Origin of the sequence: Microbacterium sp. 4R-513 (assembly GCF_011046485.1) — a bacterium.
GTDB lineage: Bacteria > Actinomycetota > Actinomycetes > Actinomycetales > Microbacteriaceae > Microbacterium.
On record NZ_CP049256.1, the window covers coordinates 222,283 to 238,077 of the forward strand.

At 71.7% G+C, this 15,795-nt stretch carries 14 protein-coding genes; 5 read left to right on the forward strand and 9 right to left on the reverse strand.

Going from position 1 to position 15,795, the window contains the following annotated elements:
- Positions 1-5: 5 nt before the first annotated feature.
- Positions 6-698 (reverse strand): uracil-DNA glycosylase, encoded by a 693-nt coding sequence (locus G5T42_RS01085; RefSeq protein ID WP_165124269.1) that lies wholly within the window; start codon positions 696-698, stop codon positions 6-8.
- A 4-nt stretch (positions 699-702) separates the two neighbouring features.
- Positions 703-1,215, reverse strand: a complete 513-nt coding sequence (locus tag G5T42_RS01090; protein ID WP_206535686.1) for a phosphoribosyltransferase — start codon at positions 1,213-1,215, stop codon at positions 703-705.
- Positions 1,216-1,315: 100 nt separating this feature from the next.
- Here G5T42_RS01090 and G5T42_RS01095 point away from each other — a divergent pair, with 100 nt between their 5' ends.
- Positions 1,316-2,833: an MFS transporter gene (locus G5T42_RS01095; protein WP_241245907.1), complete on the forward strand. Its 1,518-nt coding sequence runs from the start codon at positions 1,316-1,318 to the stop codon at positions 2,831-2,833.
- 210 nt (positions 2,834-3,043) lie between these two features.
- Here the strand turns inward: G5T42_RS01095 and G5T42_RS01100 are convergent, their stop codons facing one another.
- Both G5T42_RS01100 and G5T42_RS01105 read right to left on the reverse strand, forming a co-directional pair.
- Positions 3,044-3,910: a metal-dependent hydrolase gene (locus G5T42_RS01100; RefSeq protein ID WP_165124274.1), complete on the reverse strand. Its 867-nt coding sequence runs from the start codon at positions 3,908-3,910 to the stop codon at positions 3,044-3,046.
- A complete protein-coding gene (locus tag G5T42_RS01105) occupies positions 3,907-4,692 on the reverse strand; it encodes an SDR family oxidoreductase (protein ID WP_206535687.1) in 786 nt (261 codons plus the stop codon). Before G5T42_RS01105 ends, G5T42_RS01100 begins: the two co-directional genes overlap by 4 nt.
- A gap of 135 nt (positions 4,693-4,827) precedes the next feature.
- Between G5T42_RS01105 and G5T42_RS01110 the strand changes: the two genes are divergently transcribed.
- On the forward strand, positions 4,828-6,150 hold the full coding sequence (locus G5T42_RS01110; RefSeq protein ID WP_165124277.1) for a bifunctional o-acetylhomoserine/o-acetylserine sulfhydrylase: 1,323 nt from the start codon (positions 4,828-4,830) through the stop codon (positions 6,148-6,150).
- A gap of 77 nt (positions 6,151-6,227) precedes the next feature.
- Here the strand turns inward: G5T42_RS01110 and G5T42_RS01115 are convergent, their stop codons facing one another.
- A complete protein-coding gene (locus tag G5T42_RS01115; protein ID WP_165124280.1) occupies positions 6,228-7,169 on the reverse strand; it encodes a hypothetical protein in 942 nt (313 codons plus the stop codon).
- A 127-nt stretch (positions 7,170-7,296) separates the two neighbouring features.
- Between G5T42_RS01115 and G5T42_RS01120 the strand changes: the two genes are divergently transcribed.
- On the forward strand, positions 7,297-9,576 hold the full coding sequence (locus G5T42_RS01120) for a hypothetical protein (protein ID WP_165124283.1): 2,280 nt from the start codon (positions 7,297-7,299) through the stop codon (positions 9,574-9,576).
- A gap of 166 nt (positions 9,577-9,742) precedes the next feature.
- Positions 9,743-10,948 carry a homoserine O-acetyltransferase gene (locus tag G5T42_RS01125; protein ID WP_165124286.1) on the forward strand — a complete coding sequence of 402 codons (1,206 nt, stop codon included), beginning with the start codon at positions 9,743-9,745 and terminating at the stop codon, positions 10,946-10,948.
- A gap of 1 nt (position 10,949) precedes the next feature.
- Here the strand turns inward: G5T42_RS01125 and G5T42_RS01130 are convergent, their stop codons facing one another.
- The 4 genes from G5T42_RS01130 to G5T42_RS01145 form a co-directional block, all read right to left on the reverse strand.
- Positions 10,950-11,717: an NUDIX domain-containing protein gene (locus G5T42_RS01130; protein ID WP_165124288.1), complete on the reverse strand. Its 768-nt coding sequence runs from the start codon at positions 11,715-11,717 to the stop codon at positions 10,950-10,952.
- A gap of 429 nt (positions 11,718-12,146) precedes the next feature.
- Positions 12,147-12,485, reverse strand: a complete 339-nt coding sequence (locus tag G5T42_RS01135) for a thiamine-binding protein (protein ID WP_165124291.1) — start codon at positions 12,483-12,485, stop codon at positions 12,147-12,149.
- Between the two features lie 15 nt (positions 12,486-12,500).
- The gene (locus G5T42_RS01140; RefSeq protein WP_241245908.1) at positions 12,501-13,766 is read right to left on the reverse strand and encodes a glycosyltransferase 87 family protein; all 1,266 of its coding nucleotides are present in this window, start codon (positions 13,764-13,766) and stop codon (positions 12,501-12,503) included.
- 82 nt (positions 13,767-13,848) lie between these two features.
- Complete coding sequence (locus G5T42_RS01145) at positions 13,849-14,691, reverse strand: ADP/ATP-dependent (S)-NAD(P)H-hydrate dehydratase (RefSeq protein ID WP_165124294.1); 843 nt, start codon at positions 14,689-14,691, stop codon at positions 13,849-13,851.
- A 30-nt stretch (positions 14,692-14,721) separates the two neighbouring features.
- Here G5T42_RS01145 and G5T42_RS01150 point away from each other — a divergent pair, with 30 nt between their 5' ends.
- Positions 14,722-15,795: an NADH:flavin oxidoreductase/NADH oxidase gene (locus G5T42_RS01150; protein WP_165124297.1), complete on the forward strand. Its 1,074-nt coding sequence runs from the start codon at positions 14,722-14,724 to the stop codon at positions 15,793-15,795.

Genomic DNA, 15,795 nt, shown 5'->3' on the forward strand with positions numbered 1-15,795 from the left:
CCAGCCTACGCGGGCAGCGCCCAGTCGATCCCGGGGGCGCCCTGCTGCTCGAGGAGCGCGTTGGCACGGGAGAAGGGTCGCGATCCGAAGAATCCACGGCTCGCCGACAGCGGCGAGGGATGCGGCGACTCGATGACCGGCGTCTCGCCGAGGAGCGGGCGGAGGTTCGAGGCATCCCTCCCCCACAGGATCGCCACGAGAGGCTGGTCGCGGGCGGCGAGCGTGCGGATCGCGTGCTCGGTGACCTTCTCCCAGCCCCAGCCGCGATGGGATGCCGAGGCGCCCGGGGCGACGGTGAGCACCCTGTTGAGCAGCATGACGCCCTGATCGCTCCATCCCGACAGGTCCCCGTGCGGGGCGGGGGGGATGCCGAGATCGGCGTCGAGCTCCTGGTAGATGTTCGAGAGGCTCCGCGGCAGCGGTCGCACCTGACGGTCGACCGCGAACGACAGCCCGATGGGATGCCCCGGTGTCGGGTACGGGTCCTGACCGACGATGAGCACCCGCACGTCGCGGAGCGGCCGCTGGAACGCGCGCAGGACGCGGTCGCCGGCGGGGAGGTAGTGGCGCCCCGCCGCGACCTCGGCGCGCAGGCGATCGCCCAGCGCGGCGATGTCGGGACCGACCGGCTCGAGCGCCATGGCCCAGTCCGGATCGACGAGCCCCGCCTCGGCCAGCTGCGGCAGCGTCATCGCCATGCCGTCAGGCCGACCTCTCCGCGGCGCCGGCGTCCTCCTGCTCGACAGAGCCCTGCCAGGACCACGGGAAGTCGATCCACAGCGACGTCGCCTTCCACGAGTAGTCGGGCTGCACGATCGTCGTGGGCTTGGTGAAGATGACGGCCGAGCGCACGTCGGCGCCCTGCTCGACAAGGAGTTTGACCGCGAGATCGAGCGTGCGGCCGCTGTCTGCGACATCGTCGACGAGGAGCACGCGCCGCCCGTCGAGGTAGCTCATGTCGAGCTCGGGCGGCAGGACGGCGGGCGCGTCGAGCACGGTGCCGATGCCGGTGTAGAACTCGACGTTGATGGCGCCGCAGTTCTTGATCCCGAGTCCGTAGGCGATCGCGCCGGCCGGCAGAAGGCCCCCGCGCGCGATCGCGACGACCACCTTCGGGTTGAATCCGTCGGCGATGACCGCCCGCGCGATGTCTCGGGATGCCTCGCCGAAGCCGTCCCACGTCAGTCGTTCGCGCTCAGCCGATGCATCCGTCACGCCCTCCAGATTAGGACGGGCGGCCGCGGGCCGCCCGCGCCGCCCACAGCCCGTGCCGACCGCGCCGAGGAGCGGGAATCCCGGTGTTATCCTCCCCCTCGTGTCAACGTCGCCCACCGAACGCCTGCGCGGCTCCGCGCTCGGCGTCACCGCTGGTCTCATCGGCTGGTTCATCCTCGTCGAGCTGACGAGCGGCATCCTCCAGGGGTTCTACGTCCCCCTCTTCAGCGACATCGTGACGCAGCTCGGCATCCACGACTCCGACGTGAACTGGTTCGAGGCGGCGCAGCTGCTGCTGTCGGCGCTGGTCCTGCCCGTGCTCGCCAAGCTCGGCGACATGTACGGGCACAAGAAGATCCTTCTCGCCGCGGCGATCCTCACCGCGGCGGCCAGCTGGTGGCTCGCGTTCGCGGGCGACTTCTGGAGCTTCCTCGTCGCGTGGGCGCTTCAGGGCTTCTACGTCGTGTGGCTGCCGCTCGAGATCGCGCTCATCTTCGAGCGGGGGCGCCGGCAGAACCGGGGTGTCTCGACGACGCGCCGCGCGGCCGGTCTCCTCGTCGTCGGCCTCGAGGCCGGCGCGATCATCGGCGCGCTCGCGGCCGGCCGCATCTTCGCCGCGACGGGCGGCAACCTTCCCGTCACGCTCATGGTGCCGGCGATCGCCGTCACGCTCATCGCCGTCGTGATCTGGCTGGGCGTGCCCGAGTCCGAGCCGCTTCCCGGCCGGACGCTCGACACCGGCGGCTTCGTCATCCTCGCCTGGGGACTCCTCCTCGTCACCGGCGCCCTCGTCTACATGCGCATGATCGGCGAACTCTCGCTCGGGGCCGGGGCGTGGTGGTGGGTCGTCGGGCTCCTCCTCGCCGGAATCGCCGTCTTCGTGTGGTTCGTCCGCTATGAGTTGCGCCAGGACGACCCGGCGATCGACATCCGCGTGCTCCGGAAGCCCGAGATGTGGCCCGTGCAGGCGACGGCGTTCCTCGTGGGCATCAGCCTGCTCGGCGCGCAGGGACCCCTGTCGACGTACGCGGGCACCGATTCGTCGCTCGGGTACGGTCTGGGACTGGATGCCACGGCACGGTCGAACGTCATCGGCGTCTATCTCGTCTCGCTCATCGTCGGCGCCGTGCTCTTCGCCGTGACCTCCCGGCGGGCGAACCCCCGCGTCATCCTGATCGGCGCGAGCGCTCTGGTGGGCGTCGGCTACACGCTCTTCCTGCCCTTACACCTCGAGCTGTGGCAGGTGCTGCTCAACCTCTCGATCGCGGGAGTCGGGTCGGGAGCGCTCGTCGCGGCGCTTCCCGCCGCGGCCGCGGCCGCCGCACCCCGCGGGCAGACCGGCATCGCGTCGGCCCTCACGAACACGACGAAGACGATCGGCGGGACCTTCGCGTCGGCGGTGTTCGGCGTCGTCCTCGCGGCCGGGGCGGGGGCCGTCGCCAGCCAGACGGCGGCCTCGCTCGGCGGCTACATGGCGGTGTGGGCGATCTGCGCCGGCGGCGGCTTCCTCGCCGCGATCCTGCTCTTCTTCGTCCCGAAGGTCGCCTTCGCGGACTCCGACGGGCCGGACTCCGACCGGGCGGCCGAAGCCACCGCGGGCGAGGCTCAGATCATCTGAGGACGGATGCCTTCACCCGGCCGCTCCCGACGGTCCAGGGCGTTTCGTCTGCGGCGCTTCGCGCCTCCGCTCAACGACCGGGACTTCGCCCGCCCGGCCTCCCGTCCGGTCGTTGAGCGAGCGAAGCGAGACGAAACGCCCCGAGCCGCCCCCGCCGCCCGGTCGTTGAGCGAGCGAAGCGAGACGAACGCCCCGAGCCGACGAGGCGCCTCAGACTCGGACGGCCGTCGTCCTCATGACGAGCTCGAGGCCACCCTCGACCTGACTGCGCTCGAACGCAACCGTCGCCGACGCGAGGTCGGCGAGCGACGTGAGGTGAGTGCCCCCGCAGGGGATCCGCGCCTCCCCCTCGGGGAGCTCGCACACCCACGTGCGCCGGTCGGCGAGCGCGGCGCCCGACGTCTCGATGCGCACGGCGCCGCCCGTCGCGATCCACTGCGCGAGCTGCGCGTCCATCCTGCCCGCGAGGCCGTCGAGGTCGTCGAGCGCGGCCGGATCGAACCCCTTGCGGCGCAGGGACTTGCCGATGCGATAGGTGTCGGTCGAGCCGTCGGGGTGGATGCGCGACTCCTGGATCGCGAGGGAGTCGAAGGCCGGCGCGCCCAGGGCGTCGTCCGGCACGGACTTCGTCCACGCACCGGCGAGCGCGGCATCCAGCGCGAGCGAGGCGAGGTGGCACGCCGTGTGACCGGCCGACAGCGCGGCACGGTTCTCGGCGTCCACGACCACCTCGGCGGCGACGCCCTCGGCGGGCGGCTCACCTTCGACGAGGTGCGCGACCACGAAGGTCCAGCCCTCGCTCCCGGTGCGCACGGGCACGTCCCGACCAAGCAGCAGGGCCCCGCCCTGGGTCGCACCGACGACGGCGTCCACGACGTCCCACGAGGCGTCGCCGACCCGGAGCACCCCGCGGTCGGCGGGCTGGTCCGGCCACGCGGTGTCGACGGGGTGGAATGCGGTCTCATCGAGGAGCACCGCGAAGCGGCCCTGGCCGGCGTCGGCGACGTGCACGACGGTGCCCGTCGACGTCGTCGCGCCCGCTGGGTAGGTGATCGAGGTTCCGGCGGCGGAGATCACGGGCGGGCCGCGTCACCGCGCGGTCGCAGCGGCCCGCGAGCGAGCAGGTGCTGCGCCGACTGGGCCACCGGGCGCATCGTGACGAGGTCGAGATTCACGTGGCCGGGAGCGTTGAGCGCGTAGGCGATGACGTCGGCGACATCGTCCGCCGTCAGCGGCGCCTCGACATCCGCGTACACCCGCTCGGCCGCATTGCGGTCGCCCCCGAGGCGGTTGAGAGTGAACTCCTCGGTGTAGACCATCCCGGGCGCGATCTCGACGACGCGGATCGGCTCGCCGTTCAGCTCGAGGCGCAGGGCATGGGCGAGCATCGACTCCGCGGCCTTCGCGGCGTTGTATCCGCCGCCCCCGGGGTACGCCGTCTGCGCCGCCGTCGACGTGACGAAGACGGTGTCGGCGTGGCCCCCCGCAGCCGCCCGGCGGAGAAGGGGAAGGAGCGCGGCGACGAGCCGCTGGCTGCTGAGCACGTTGACCTCGAACATCCACTGCCAGTCGTCGGGGCTTCCGTCCTCGATGCGGTCGGTGCCGCGGGCGCCGCCCGCGATCTGCACGAGGGCGTGCACGGGTCCGCTCTCGTCGAGCCACGCGGCGAGCGCATCGACGTCGGCGGGGCTCGTGAGGTCGGCTGCGAAGGCCACGGCGCCTGTCTCGGCCTCGAGCGCCTGCAGCCGCTCGGCGCGTCGCGCGACCGCGACGACGTCCCATCCCGACGCGCGGAGTGCCCGCGCCGTCGCCTCACCGATTCCCGAGCTCGCGCCCGTCACCACCGCACGTCGTGTCATGCCTCCACGCTAGCCGGGGTGGCACCGGGTCCATTACGTAACATTTCCCGCGCGTTGTTGACAGCGCTGGGCATCCCTACTCTCGGACGAGGCCGCGACGCCCGCCGCGCGCCCCCCATACCCGCAGGAGCAGTCATGTCGGCACCCGAGAACTGGCGTTTCGAGACCAAGCAGATCCACTCGGGCGCGCAGCCCGACCCGGTCACGAAGGCCCGCGCCACCCCGATCTACCAGACCACGTCGTACGTCTTCGACAACACGGAGCACGCGGCGAACCTCTTCGCGCTCGCCGAGTTCGGCAACATCTACACGCGCATCCAGAACCCGACGCAGGCTGTCGTCGAGGAGCGTCTTGCGGCGCTCGAAGGGGGCACCGGCGCCCTCCTCCTCGCGAGCGGCCAGGCTGCCTCGACCTTCGCCATCCTGAACATCGCCGAGGCCGGCGATCACATCGTCTCGTCGTCCTCGATCTACGGCGGGACGTACAACCTCTTCAAGTACACCCTCGCCAAGCTGGGCATCGAGACGACGTTCGTCGAGAACCAGGACGACCCCGAGGAGTGGCGCGCCGCGGTGCGCCCGAACACGAAGCTCTTCTTCGCCGAGACGATCGGCAACCCGAAGATCAACGTGCTCGACATCCGCACCGTCGCCGACATCGCCCACGAGAGCGGCGTGCCGCTCATCGTCGACAACACCATCGCGACGCCGTACCTCATCAAGCCCTTCCAGCACGGCGCCGACATCGTCATCCACTCGGCGACGAAGTTCCTGGGCGGCCACGGCACGACCATCGGCGGCGTGATCGTCGACGGCGGAAGCTTCGAGTGGTCGAAGAACGTCGACAGGTTCCCCGGCCTCACGGTTCCGGACCCCTCGTACCACGGCGCCTCGTACACGGCCGCCGTCGGAGACGGACTGGCCTACATCATCAAGGCGCGCGTCCAGCTGCTGCGCGACCTCGGCTCGGCCATCGCCCCGAACAGCGCGTGGCTGCTCATCCAGGGCATCGAGACCCTCTCGCTCCGCGTCGAGCGCCACGTGCAGAACGCGCAGGAGATCGCGGAGTGGCTCGAGAACCACTCCGACGTCGCCTCGGTGAACTACTCGGGCCTGCCCACCTCACCCTGGTACGCCGCCGCCAACAACTACGCACCGAAGGGCGTCGGTGCGGTCCTCTCGTTCGAGCTCAAGGGCGGCGTCGAGGCCGGACGCGAGTTCGTCAACAGCCTCACGCTGTTCAGCCACCTCGCCAACATCGGCGACGTGCGCTCGCTCGTCATCCACCCCGCCTCCACCACCCACTCGCAGCTCACGCCCGAGCAGCAGCTCACGACCGGCGTCACGCCGGGCCTCGTGCGCCTCTCGGTCGGCCTCGAGAACATCGACGACCTGAAGGCCGACCTGGAGCAGGCGCTCGCGGCCGCGCGCCGGGTCTCGGAGGCGGCTCGCGCCTGACCAACGCCGACCGGCTGCGCCGGCGGAACGACGGATGCCTCGGCCCACGCGGGTCGAGGCTTCCTCGTCTCATCGGGTCAGGCAGCGTCCCACCACCGCAGCACGCGCAGCGCCCGGAGGGTCACCCAGCGGCTCGGGAAGCCCTCGGCCTCCTGGTCGAACCGCAGCTGCGAGGCGCCCTGGTGCTCGTTCTCGATCTTCCACATGCCGAAGGGCAGCGCCTTCGAGCGGATGAGATCGACCGCGTCGGTGCACCGCGGATCGCGGTCGGGACGGGCGACGCGGAAGTAGTCGGCCCCGCGCAGGACGTCGTAGTACCAGCGCGTCGGGAACGAGAGCATCGCGAATCGCGGGTCGATCACCTCACCCGTCGAGGCCCGGAAGAGCAGCCGGCGCTCGAGCAGGTACTCCTCGCCGCGCAGCCTCGCCTCCTTCGACTCGGGCGTGCCTCCCGTCGCGAGCTCCCAGTCGCGCAGGCCCTCGAGCGCGCAGATCGTCGAGTGGAAGGACCCGACGCCGTTGCCGTCCTCGACCCAGCAGTTCCAGCCTCCGTCGTCGAGCTGCGTCTCGAGGAGGGTCTGGGCGATGCGGGGCGCCTCGCGTCCGAAGTAGGTGGCGATGGCGAGAGCCCGGCCGTTGATGCACGGCTCGACCTCGCCCTCGAAGTACAGCTCCTGGTTGTAGTCCCACCGCACGTTCTCCGCGACCCGGTCGACCGCCGATCGCGCTTCGGGACTGTCGGGGTCGAGTCCCAGGTCGACGAGCGAGTCGAGGCTGAAGTGCGTCGTGGACCACACGTCGAAGAACGTCGCGTACTCGTCGGCCCACGCCGGCCGGTAGGCGGCGCCGTCCCACTGCCCGTCCTCGGCCTGCAGCGACAGGAGTTTCGCCCCCCAGCCCTCTGTGGCGACCTTGGCGCGCTCCGCCGCGACCTCGTCGGCCGGTGCGCCGGACAGGTCCTGCATGACCTGCCAGCGGATCGCGGGGTCGCCGTCCATCAGGTACTCGATGACATCCATGCGGTGCACCGTACTCCCCCGCTGGGACATCGGCCCCGACGCCGGCCGCAGGTATCAGGGGGCGCGGCATCCCCTCTTCCATGTCGAGGGCGCGGTATCCCGCTGCGCCGAGGATGAGGAGGCGGAGATGCCACCTGGAGATGAGACCAAGCCCCGGCCGGTCGCGGGGCGGGTCACGAAAGTCAGCGCCAAGGAACTGGGACTGCGGGGCAGCGCGAAGGCGAAGCTGCTCGCCAATCCGAACTACTTCGGCACGATCAAGGAGACGCCGTTCCCGGCCGTCGAGCAGCTGGCCTTCAGCACGACGTTCGAGCGGCTGAACTGCGTCGGACTCAACCCGACGATCGATCAGCTCGAAGCCGTCGTGCGCATCAATCAGACGGGCGGCTACGGCGGCGCGCTCTGCAGCGCCGGGTCCCGCGAATACGTGCGGTTCTTCGTGAGCTACGACGACGGGGCGACGTGGACGGATGCCGGGATGGACTCCTTCGCCGTCCACGACTCCGCCGGCGCGCGTCCGCTCGACTTCGCGGTCAACGTCGTGGCACCTCTGCAGCACCGATGGTGTCTGTTCGCGCGGCCGGCGCTCGTCCGCGCGATCCTGTCGTGGAACACCGCGCCCACCGCAGGCGATCCGGACTACACCCCGGTGTGGGGCAACGTCGTGACCGTCTCGGTCGCACCGCGCACGAGCAAGCTCGTCCCGTGGGGCGAGTTCCTCGAGTCGACCAAGATCAAGCTGCCCGAGGCGGTCCTCGCGCAGGTCGACCCGACCGCCCCGGTGACGCTCAAGGCCGCCGAGACCCTCTCGGTCGCCGAGCTCGCTCAGACGTACGCGGGGACGGATGTCGAACCTCACCGCTTCCTCGCACCCACGATCCTCGACCACATCGGCGTCGAGACGTCGCGTGCCGGGATCGGCGTCGCGCCCGTCGCACCGAACCCGCCGGTCGGGCCCGTCCAGCCGGGCGTCGCGGCCGCGCTCTCGGCGAAGGTCGGACAACTCGGCGGCGTGCCGCCCATGCCGATGCAGTCGCCGCTGTTCGACATCCCGGAGCTCAAGCAGATCGACCTCTCGGCGGTCATCGCGACCCTGATGAAGACGGACGGCGACAAGTCGTACGAGGAGCTCGGCTGCATCGGCTACGACCCCACGGAGGATGCCCTCGTCGGCGTCCTCACGGTCAAGAAGCCGAACGGCTACAGCGGCGGCCCGTGCACGGCGGGCAGCACCGAGTACGTCGCGTTCTGGGTGGACTGGGGCGGCGGCTGGTCCTACGTGGGGACGGCGGGCGTCGTCGTGCACGACGAGACCATCCCCGACGGCGGCCTGCGCTTCGCGGTGTACCTGCCGCTCGGCTCGACGGCCCACCGACGCGACTGCGTCGAGGGGCCGGTCGAGCCCCGGGTCCGCGCCATCCTCTCGTGGAGCACGCCCCCTCCCGCCGGCAATCCCGACTGGGTGCCGACGTGGGGCAACCGCGAGGAGACGACGATCCAGCTGCCGGTCGGCGCGCTGTCTCCGCTCCGGCCCGTCTTCGACTTCGTCAGCGGCGTGAGCGTCTGCGACGTCGACCAGTCCGATGGACGGACGACGAGCGGCGACAATCCGTTCGGCGGTGTGGTGACGATCTCGGGATTCATCCCGGATGCGCCCGATGTCGGCGCGCCGCAGATGCGGTACCGCGTGCGGGTGCGCCCGTCCGGGACGAGTTCGTGGACGACACTGAGCGACCCGTTCTGGGTGAGCGGTACGCGGTGGATCGGCACGACCTTCCCCGAGTCGTACAGCCAGCTGCAGACGGCGGACGCCGACGGCTTCTTCCCATACCTCGTCGACCGCAACCTCGCGGGCGCCGGGTACCGGACGGTGTACGGCGACGTGCTCTATCCGTGGCAGACGATCGCGCTCGGCGCGGGCCTGTGGGAGATCGAGGTCGTGGCGAAGGATGCCGGAGGCACGGTCTACCCCGCGCAGATCCTGCAGTGCTCCGACGGCACGATCCGCACCACGGTCACCATCCGCCTCGACGAGACGGCACCTTCCGTCGCACTCGCCATCACGGAGGTCGAGCACGCTGACGGCACGGTGAACCCGACGGGTCCCTGCAAGAAGTTCAAGATCGGCGACAAGCTCCGGGGAACGTACGACGTCTCGGACGCGCATCTGTCGCAGATCTGGTTCGAGCTCGAACCGGCCTCGTCGGCGCTGGGCGCACTGCCGACGTTCTCGGGTCCGACCGCGTTCCCCGCCATCACGACGACGGCGAACGGCACGTGGGAGCTCGACACGAGCATCATGGCCGCGTGCGGCTACGTGCTCACCCTGTGGGCGACGGACCGCACCATCACGCCGGGCGGTCCGTGGCGCGACCGCGACCTGTTCGGCTTCTCGCTCGAAGCCTGACGCGAGGAACGCCGCCCGGACCCGACCGGGCGGCGTTCCCCTGTGCGCTCGCTTCGCCGTCGATCCGGGATGCCTCGGCCCCCGGCATCCCGTCGTCCCGCCGTCGTGGCACCCGGCCACCCGTAACATCCGGCCGCCGCCAGCCGCCACCCGGGAGAATGGACCGATGGACTGGCAGACCTCCGAAGACACCGTGCCCTCGGCACCGGTGACGGAGGCCGACGCCCGGCTCCTCCTCGGCCGCCCGCCCGCGACGGGTGCGTGGCGCGACGGCGATCCGGCCGGCGACCGGCACTTCGCCGCCTTCGGCGCCTTCCGCACCGAGGGCGGGCGCGAACTGCCGGCCTACCGCCTGGCCTATGAGACGTGGGGCGAGCTCAACGCGGCGCGCGACAACGCCGTGCTCGTCCTGCACGCCCTGACGGGCGACAGCCATGTTCGCGGACCAGCGGGGCCGGGGCATCCCACCGCCGGATGGTGGGGGGACATCGTCGGCCCCGGCGCGCCGATCGACACCGACGAGTGGTTCGTCAGCGCCCCCAACATGCTCGGCGGATGCCAGGGGTCCACCGGGCCCGCGAGCATCGCGCCGGACGGCTACGAGTGGGCCTCGCGCTTCCCGTACCTGACCATTCGCGACCAGGTGAACGCGCAGGTGCGCCTCGCCGACGCCCTCGGGATCGACCGCTGGGCCGCCGTGCTCGGCGGATCGATGGGCGGCATGCACGCCCTGGAGTGGGCGATCTCGCTTCCCGAACGCGTGGCGCGGGTCGGCGTCCTCTCGGCTCCGCCGATCAACACCGCCGACCAGATCGCCCTCAACTCCGTGCAGCTCGAGGCGATCTCGATCGACCCGCGGTTCCAGAACGGCGAGTACTACGACGCCGACGCGGGCGACGGCCCGCACCGCGGACTCGCTCTCGCCCGCCGCATGGCTCTGCTCAACTACCGCAGCCCCACGGAGCTCAACCAGCGCTTCCAGCGCTCCTGGCAGTCGGGGGTGAGCCCCCTGGGCCACGGCGGGCGCTTCGCCGTCGAGTCGTACCTCGACTTCCACGGCAACCGATTCACGCGCCGGTTCGACGCGAACAGCTACATCACGCTCGTCGAGGCGATGAACTCGCACGACGTCGGCCGGGACCGCGGCGGAGTCGAAGACGCCCTCGGGCGCGTGACCGCGAAGGCGCTCGTGCTCGGCATCGACAGCGACCGGCTCTTCCCCATCGACGGGCAGCACCGGATCGCGCGAGGCATCCCGAACGCCCTCGACGGTGACCGCGCCGTCGTGCTGACGAGCGACTTCGGCCACGACGGCTTCCTCATCGAGACGCACGCCGTCGGCACGCACCTGCGGCGGCTGCTAGAGGCGTGACTCAGTCGGTGCGCGTGTAGATCCAGGGCAGCGCGCCGAGTTCGAGGCGATGGCGGGCGGATGCCTGGTCCCCCGCGCCGGAGCCGTACTCGGCGTCTTCCTGCCACAGCAGCATGGGCCCCGTCTCGCCCTTGCGGGCGACGGTCTCGAACCGCCGGAACCCGGCGAGACGCAGGGCGCCGAGGAGCGCCTCGACATCGAGCTGACCCGCGAGCGCATGCAGGGTGACCCACGTCGGCGGGTAGAGCGTCACCTCTCCGCGCCCATGCCGCTCGAGGAGCCGGCCCGGGTCGACCCACTCGGCATCGACCGCCTCGTCGGGCGACAGCACGACCTCGCCGTCGCCGGCCCGCACGGCGAAGAACCACGTGCGGATGCGCAGCGCCAGTCCCGGCGGCGGATCCCAGACGGAGATGGTCCAGAGATCCTCGGGGTCGATCTCCAGGCCGGCCTCCTCGAGCGTCTCGCGCACGCCCGCGCGGCGCGCGACATCCTCCTCCGGCTCGTCGTCGGCGAGCCGGTCGGCGGGTTCGACCTTGCCGCCGGGGAACACCCACGCGCCGGCGAACGACCCCCGGTCGGGCCGCTCGATCATCAGCACCTCCGGCCCGGAAGCGCCGTCGCGCAGGACGATCACGGTCGCCGCGACGGGGATGTCGGGGTCGGAACCGTCGCCCGGCACACGGGGCCTTGACTCGCCGACGGCATCGGCGAGCGCGCGCACCGCCCGGTCGGTCGGGGACTCGGCGCTCGACGTCGGCTCTGACACCCGCTCAGCCTACGGTCGGCCGGCCTCGCGCCGTGCGTGCGGAGGAGATCCGGCCGGTCTGGCGCCGTGCGTGCGGAGGGGATCCGGCCGAGGGAGGACGAATGCCCCGAAGACTCCCTCCGCTCCTCGAATCCCCTCCCGCGCCCCCGGTGGAGGGAGGACGGATGCCGCGGCCCGGCCGGGCCGGGCAGCCTGCGGCCGGAGCCGAGAAGAGTCCTGCGACCTGGCCCCGCGCCGTGCGTGCGGAGGGGATCCGGCCGAGGGAGGACGAATGCCCCGAAGACGCCCTCCGCTCCTCGAATCCCCTCCCGCGCCCCCGGTGGAGGGAGGACGGATGCCGCGGCCGCGCCGGGCGGAGGACGGATGCCGCGGCCCGGCCGGGCGGAGGACGGATGCCGCGGCCGGGTAGAGAAGGATAGACGCGGCCGGTCAGTCCAGGCGGTCGGGCTCCTCGAGCGAGGACCCCTCGTCGGCGAGCGCCTCCTCGAGACGCTCCACCTTCGCGTCGAGCTCGCCCGTGAAGCCCGGGCGGATGTCGGCCTTGAGCACGAGCGAGACCCGGGATCCGAAGGGCAGCACTGCATCGGTCGCCTGCTTCACGACGGCGAAGACCTCGTCCCACTCCCCCTCGATCTCGGTGAACATCGAGGTCGTGCGGGACGGCAGGCCGCTGTTGCGGACGATCCGCACGGCCGCGGCGACGGCGTCGTGGACGGAGCCGTCAGCACGGCCGGTGCCGCTCGGGGCGACGGAGAAGGCGACGAGCATTGTTCCTCCCGGAGGTCAGGCGAGGGCTTCGGCGTGCCGCGCGGCGCGCACATGCGGATGGATCTGGACGCGCGCGAGCCGGAGCACGACCCACACGAAGAGCACCACGACGAGGATGTTGCGGATCGTGAGGAGCGACGCGGGGAACGGCCACGCGAGCAGCAGCGAGTAATAGGCGAGCGGGTACACGCCGAGAGTGAAGCCGGCGATGACGAGCGCGAGCGTCGCCGGCTTCCACCAGCGATGCCTGTCGATCACGAGTCCGACGATGATGGGGGCGGCGATCCAGGTCATGTACTGGGGCGACCCCACCTTGTTGAAGACGATGAAGGCGAGCACGAGGCCGAGCGAGAGGTTGGGGTAGAGCGCCGCGAACGACGCGCCGCGCCACGCCTTGTATCCGCCGACGGCCGCGACCGCGGCGACGGCGATCACGAGGAGCGGTGTCATCACGGCGATGACCGTGTCGACGCCGGGGCCCGTCACCTGGAAGGTCAGCAGGTCCTGGTCGTAGTAGATCATCGAGCCCGGGATGCCGGCGACGGACTGCCAGAGGTAGACCGTGCTGACGGGCGCCTCGAGCTGCAGCCCGCGATCGGTCTGGTCGAGGATGAACCCGAAGAGGTGCGCGGCCCCGCCCATGGATATCACCCAGACCACGACGAGGACCGAGACGGCGGCAGCCGCGCCCAACACGGCCAGGCGGCGTCGCACCGCGATGATCGCCGCGGCGATGAGCGCAGCCGGCCACACCTTCATCCAGGTCGCGATCGCGAGCAGCGCCGAACCGATCCACGGGCGTCCCACGAGCCACAGGCTTCCTGCGATCGCGAGCGGCACCGTGATGCCGTCGAGCCGGTACATCCCGACCGGACCGAGCACCGCGATGAACGCGAGCCAGAACCACGCGGCGACCCAACGTCCTGTCGATCGCGCGCGGCCGACGAGCATCGCGAAGGCGAGCGCGTCGCAAAGTGTGACGAGGGTCGCCCAGCCGATCTCGTAACCGGCGACCCACGAGAAGAGCCATGCGATGAGCATCGGGACGATGGCGAGCTGCGGGTACACCCACGACTCGGTGATCCCCACGAGACTCGAGCTGGCCGGGAACTGCGCATTCAGCACCGGCTCGATGTCGACGCCCGCAAGCCACGCGCGGGACCACGGCTCATAGACGCGGTAGACGTCGCCCATCGGCTCGTTGGGAAGGAGGAACCCGAGGGCTGCGACCCCGGCATGGACGATGACGAACGCGATCCACAGCACCGCCCGCCTCGACACTCCCCCATCCTAGGCGGACGCCCCCCGCCGCCCCGGGGCCACGACACGCGCCGTCGCACGCGGGAGCGGCCGGGTCGACCCCTCAGCCGCCCGCGAGGACCTCGGCCACCGCACGGGGCAGCGCGTCGGCCACGTCGAGGGCCGTGATGGGGCCGCCGCCCTTTCCCGCAGCTGCCGCGGCGAGGTTCGCGGCGTGACCGTGCAGCCACGCGCCGGATGCCGCGAGCCGCGCGAGACGCTCGGCGTCGAGCGACCCGTCGTCGGCAGCACCCGCGACGAGCGCGCCGACGACTCCGCCCAGCACGTCGCCGGTGCCCGCCGTCGCGAGCCACGGCGTGCCGGCTTCGACGACGGTGCTCCACCCCGAGGGTGCCGCGACGACGGTGGCGCTCCCCTTGAGAAGCACGGCGCCGCCGAGAGCGGCCGCTGTCTCGGCCGCGGCCCGCGCGCGAGAGTCGGGATCGGCGGCGTCGTACTCGCCCAGCCCCAGCGCGGAGCGCAGCTTCGCGTGCTCGCGCGCGTGGGGCGTGACGACGAGCGGCGCCGTCGCTCCGACGACGAGGTCGAGGGCTCCGGCGTCGACGACAACGGGCACGTCGCCCGCCAGGATCGCGCGAAGCGCGTGCGTCTCGTCGCCGCGGCGGGCCGAGGCATCCGTTCCCGACCCGATGAGCCACGCCTGCACCCGGCCGTCCTGCGTCACGGTCTCAGGACGCCGCTGCAGCACGAGATCGCGCGCCGCGCCGACGTACCGCACCATGCCGACACCCGTGCGCCATGCGGCCTCGACGCCCAGCACGGCGGCCCCCGGATAGAGCTCTGACCCGGTTCGGATGCCGAGCACGCCGCGGGAATACTTGTCATCGGTGGCCGTTGGCCTCCGGAGGAGCCCGGCGACGTCCGAGGCCGTCCACGATCCGCCCATGGCCACACACTATCGACGCGGGAGCGCCCTATGACCTCCACCCTGTTCACCCCTCTGACGATCCGCGGGCTCGAGGTGCGCAACCGGCTCTGGGTCGCGCCGATGTGCCAGTACAGCGCCGTCGACGGGGTTCCGCAGGAGTGGCACCACACCCACCTCGCCCAGTTCGCATCGGGCGGAGCGGGCATCGTGTTCGCCGAGGCCACCGGCGTCTCGCCCGAGGGGCGCATCTCGCCGGAGGACACCGGCATCTGGAACGACGAACAGGTGGATGCCTGGAGGCCCATCGTCTCGGCCATCGCCGCGCGCGGTGCCGTCCCCGCCCTGCAGCTCGCGCACGCGGGCCGGAAGGCCTCGACGTGGTCGCCGTTCTCGCACCGTCGCGGCACCGTCTCCGCGTCGGAGGGCGGCTGGCAGACCGTCGCTCCGTCGGCCGTCGCGTTCGAGGGCTTCGACGAGCCGGTCGCACTCGACCAGGCGGGGATCGACAAGGTCGTCGACGACTTCGCCGCCGCGACCCGTCGCGCACTCGACGCCGGGTTCGAGCTGCTCGAGATCCACGCGGCCCACGGCTATCTGCTGCACCAGTTCCTCTCGCCCCTCTCGAACCGGCGCACCGACGAGTACGGCGGCTCGCTCGAGAACCGCGCGCGCCTGCTCCTGCGCGTCGTCGACGCGGTTCGGGATGCCGCGCCCGACGTCCCCCTGTTCGTGCGGTTCTCCGGGACCGACTGGGCAGAGGCCGGCTGGACCGTAGAGGAGACCGCGACGGTCGCCGGCTGGGCGGCGGAGCGGGGCGTCGACTTCTTCGACATCTCGAGCGGTGGCCTGGTCGCGCACCAGCGGATCGTCCCCGGCCCCGGGTATCAGGTGCACCTCGCGCGCCACGTCCGCGAGGCGGCCGGCGTTCCGGTGAGCGCGGTCGGCCTCATCGACTCCGGGAAGCAGGCGGAGGAGATCCTCCGCCGCGGCGACGCCGATGCGATCATGTCGGCGCGCGAGTGGCTCCGCGATCCGCACTTCGCACTGCGGGCCGCCGGCGAGGTCGGCGCGGACATCGACTACTGGCCGAAGCAGTACGTCCGGGCCCGCCCCCACCGCTGA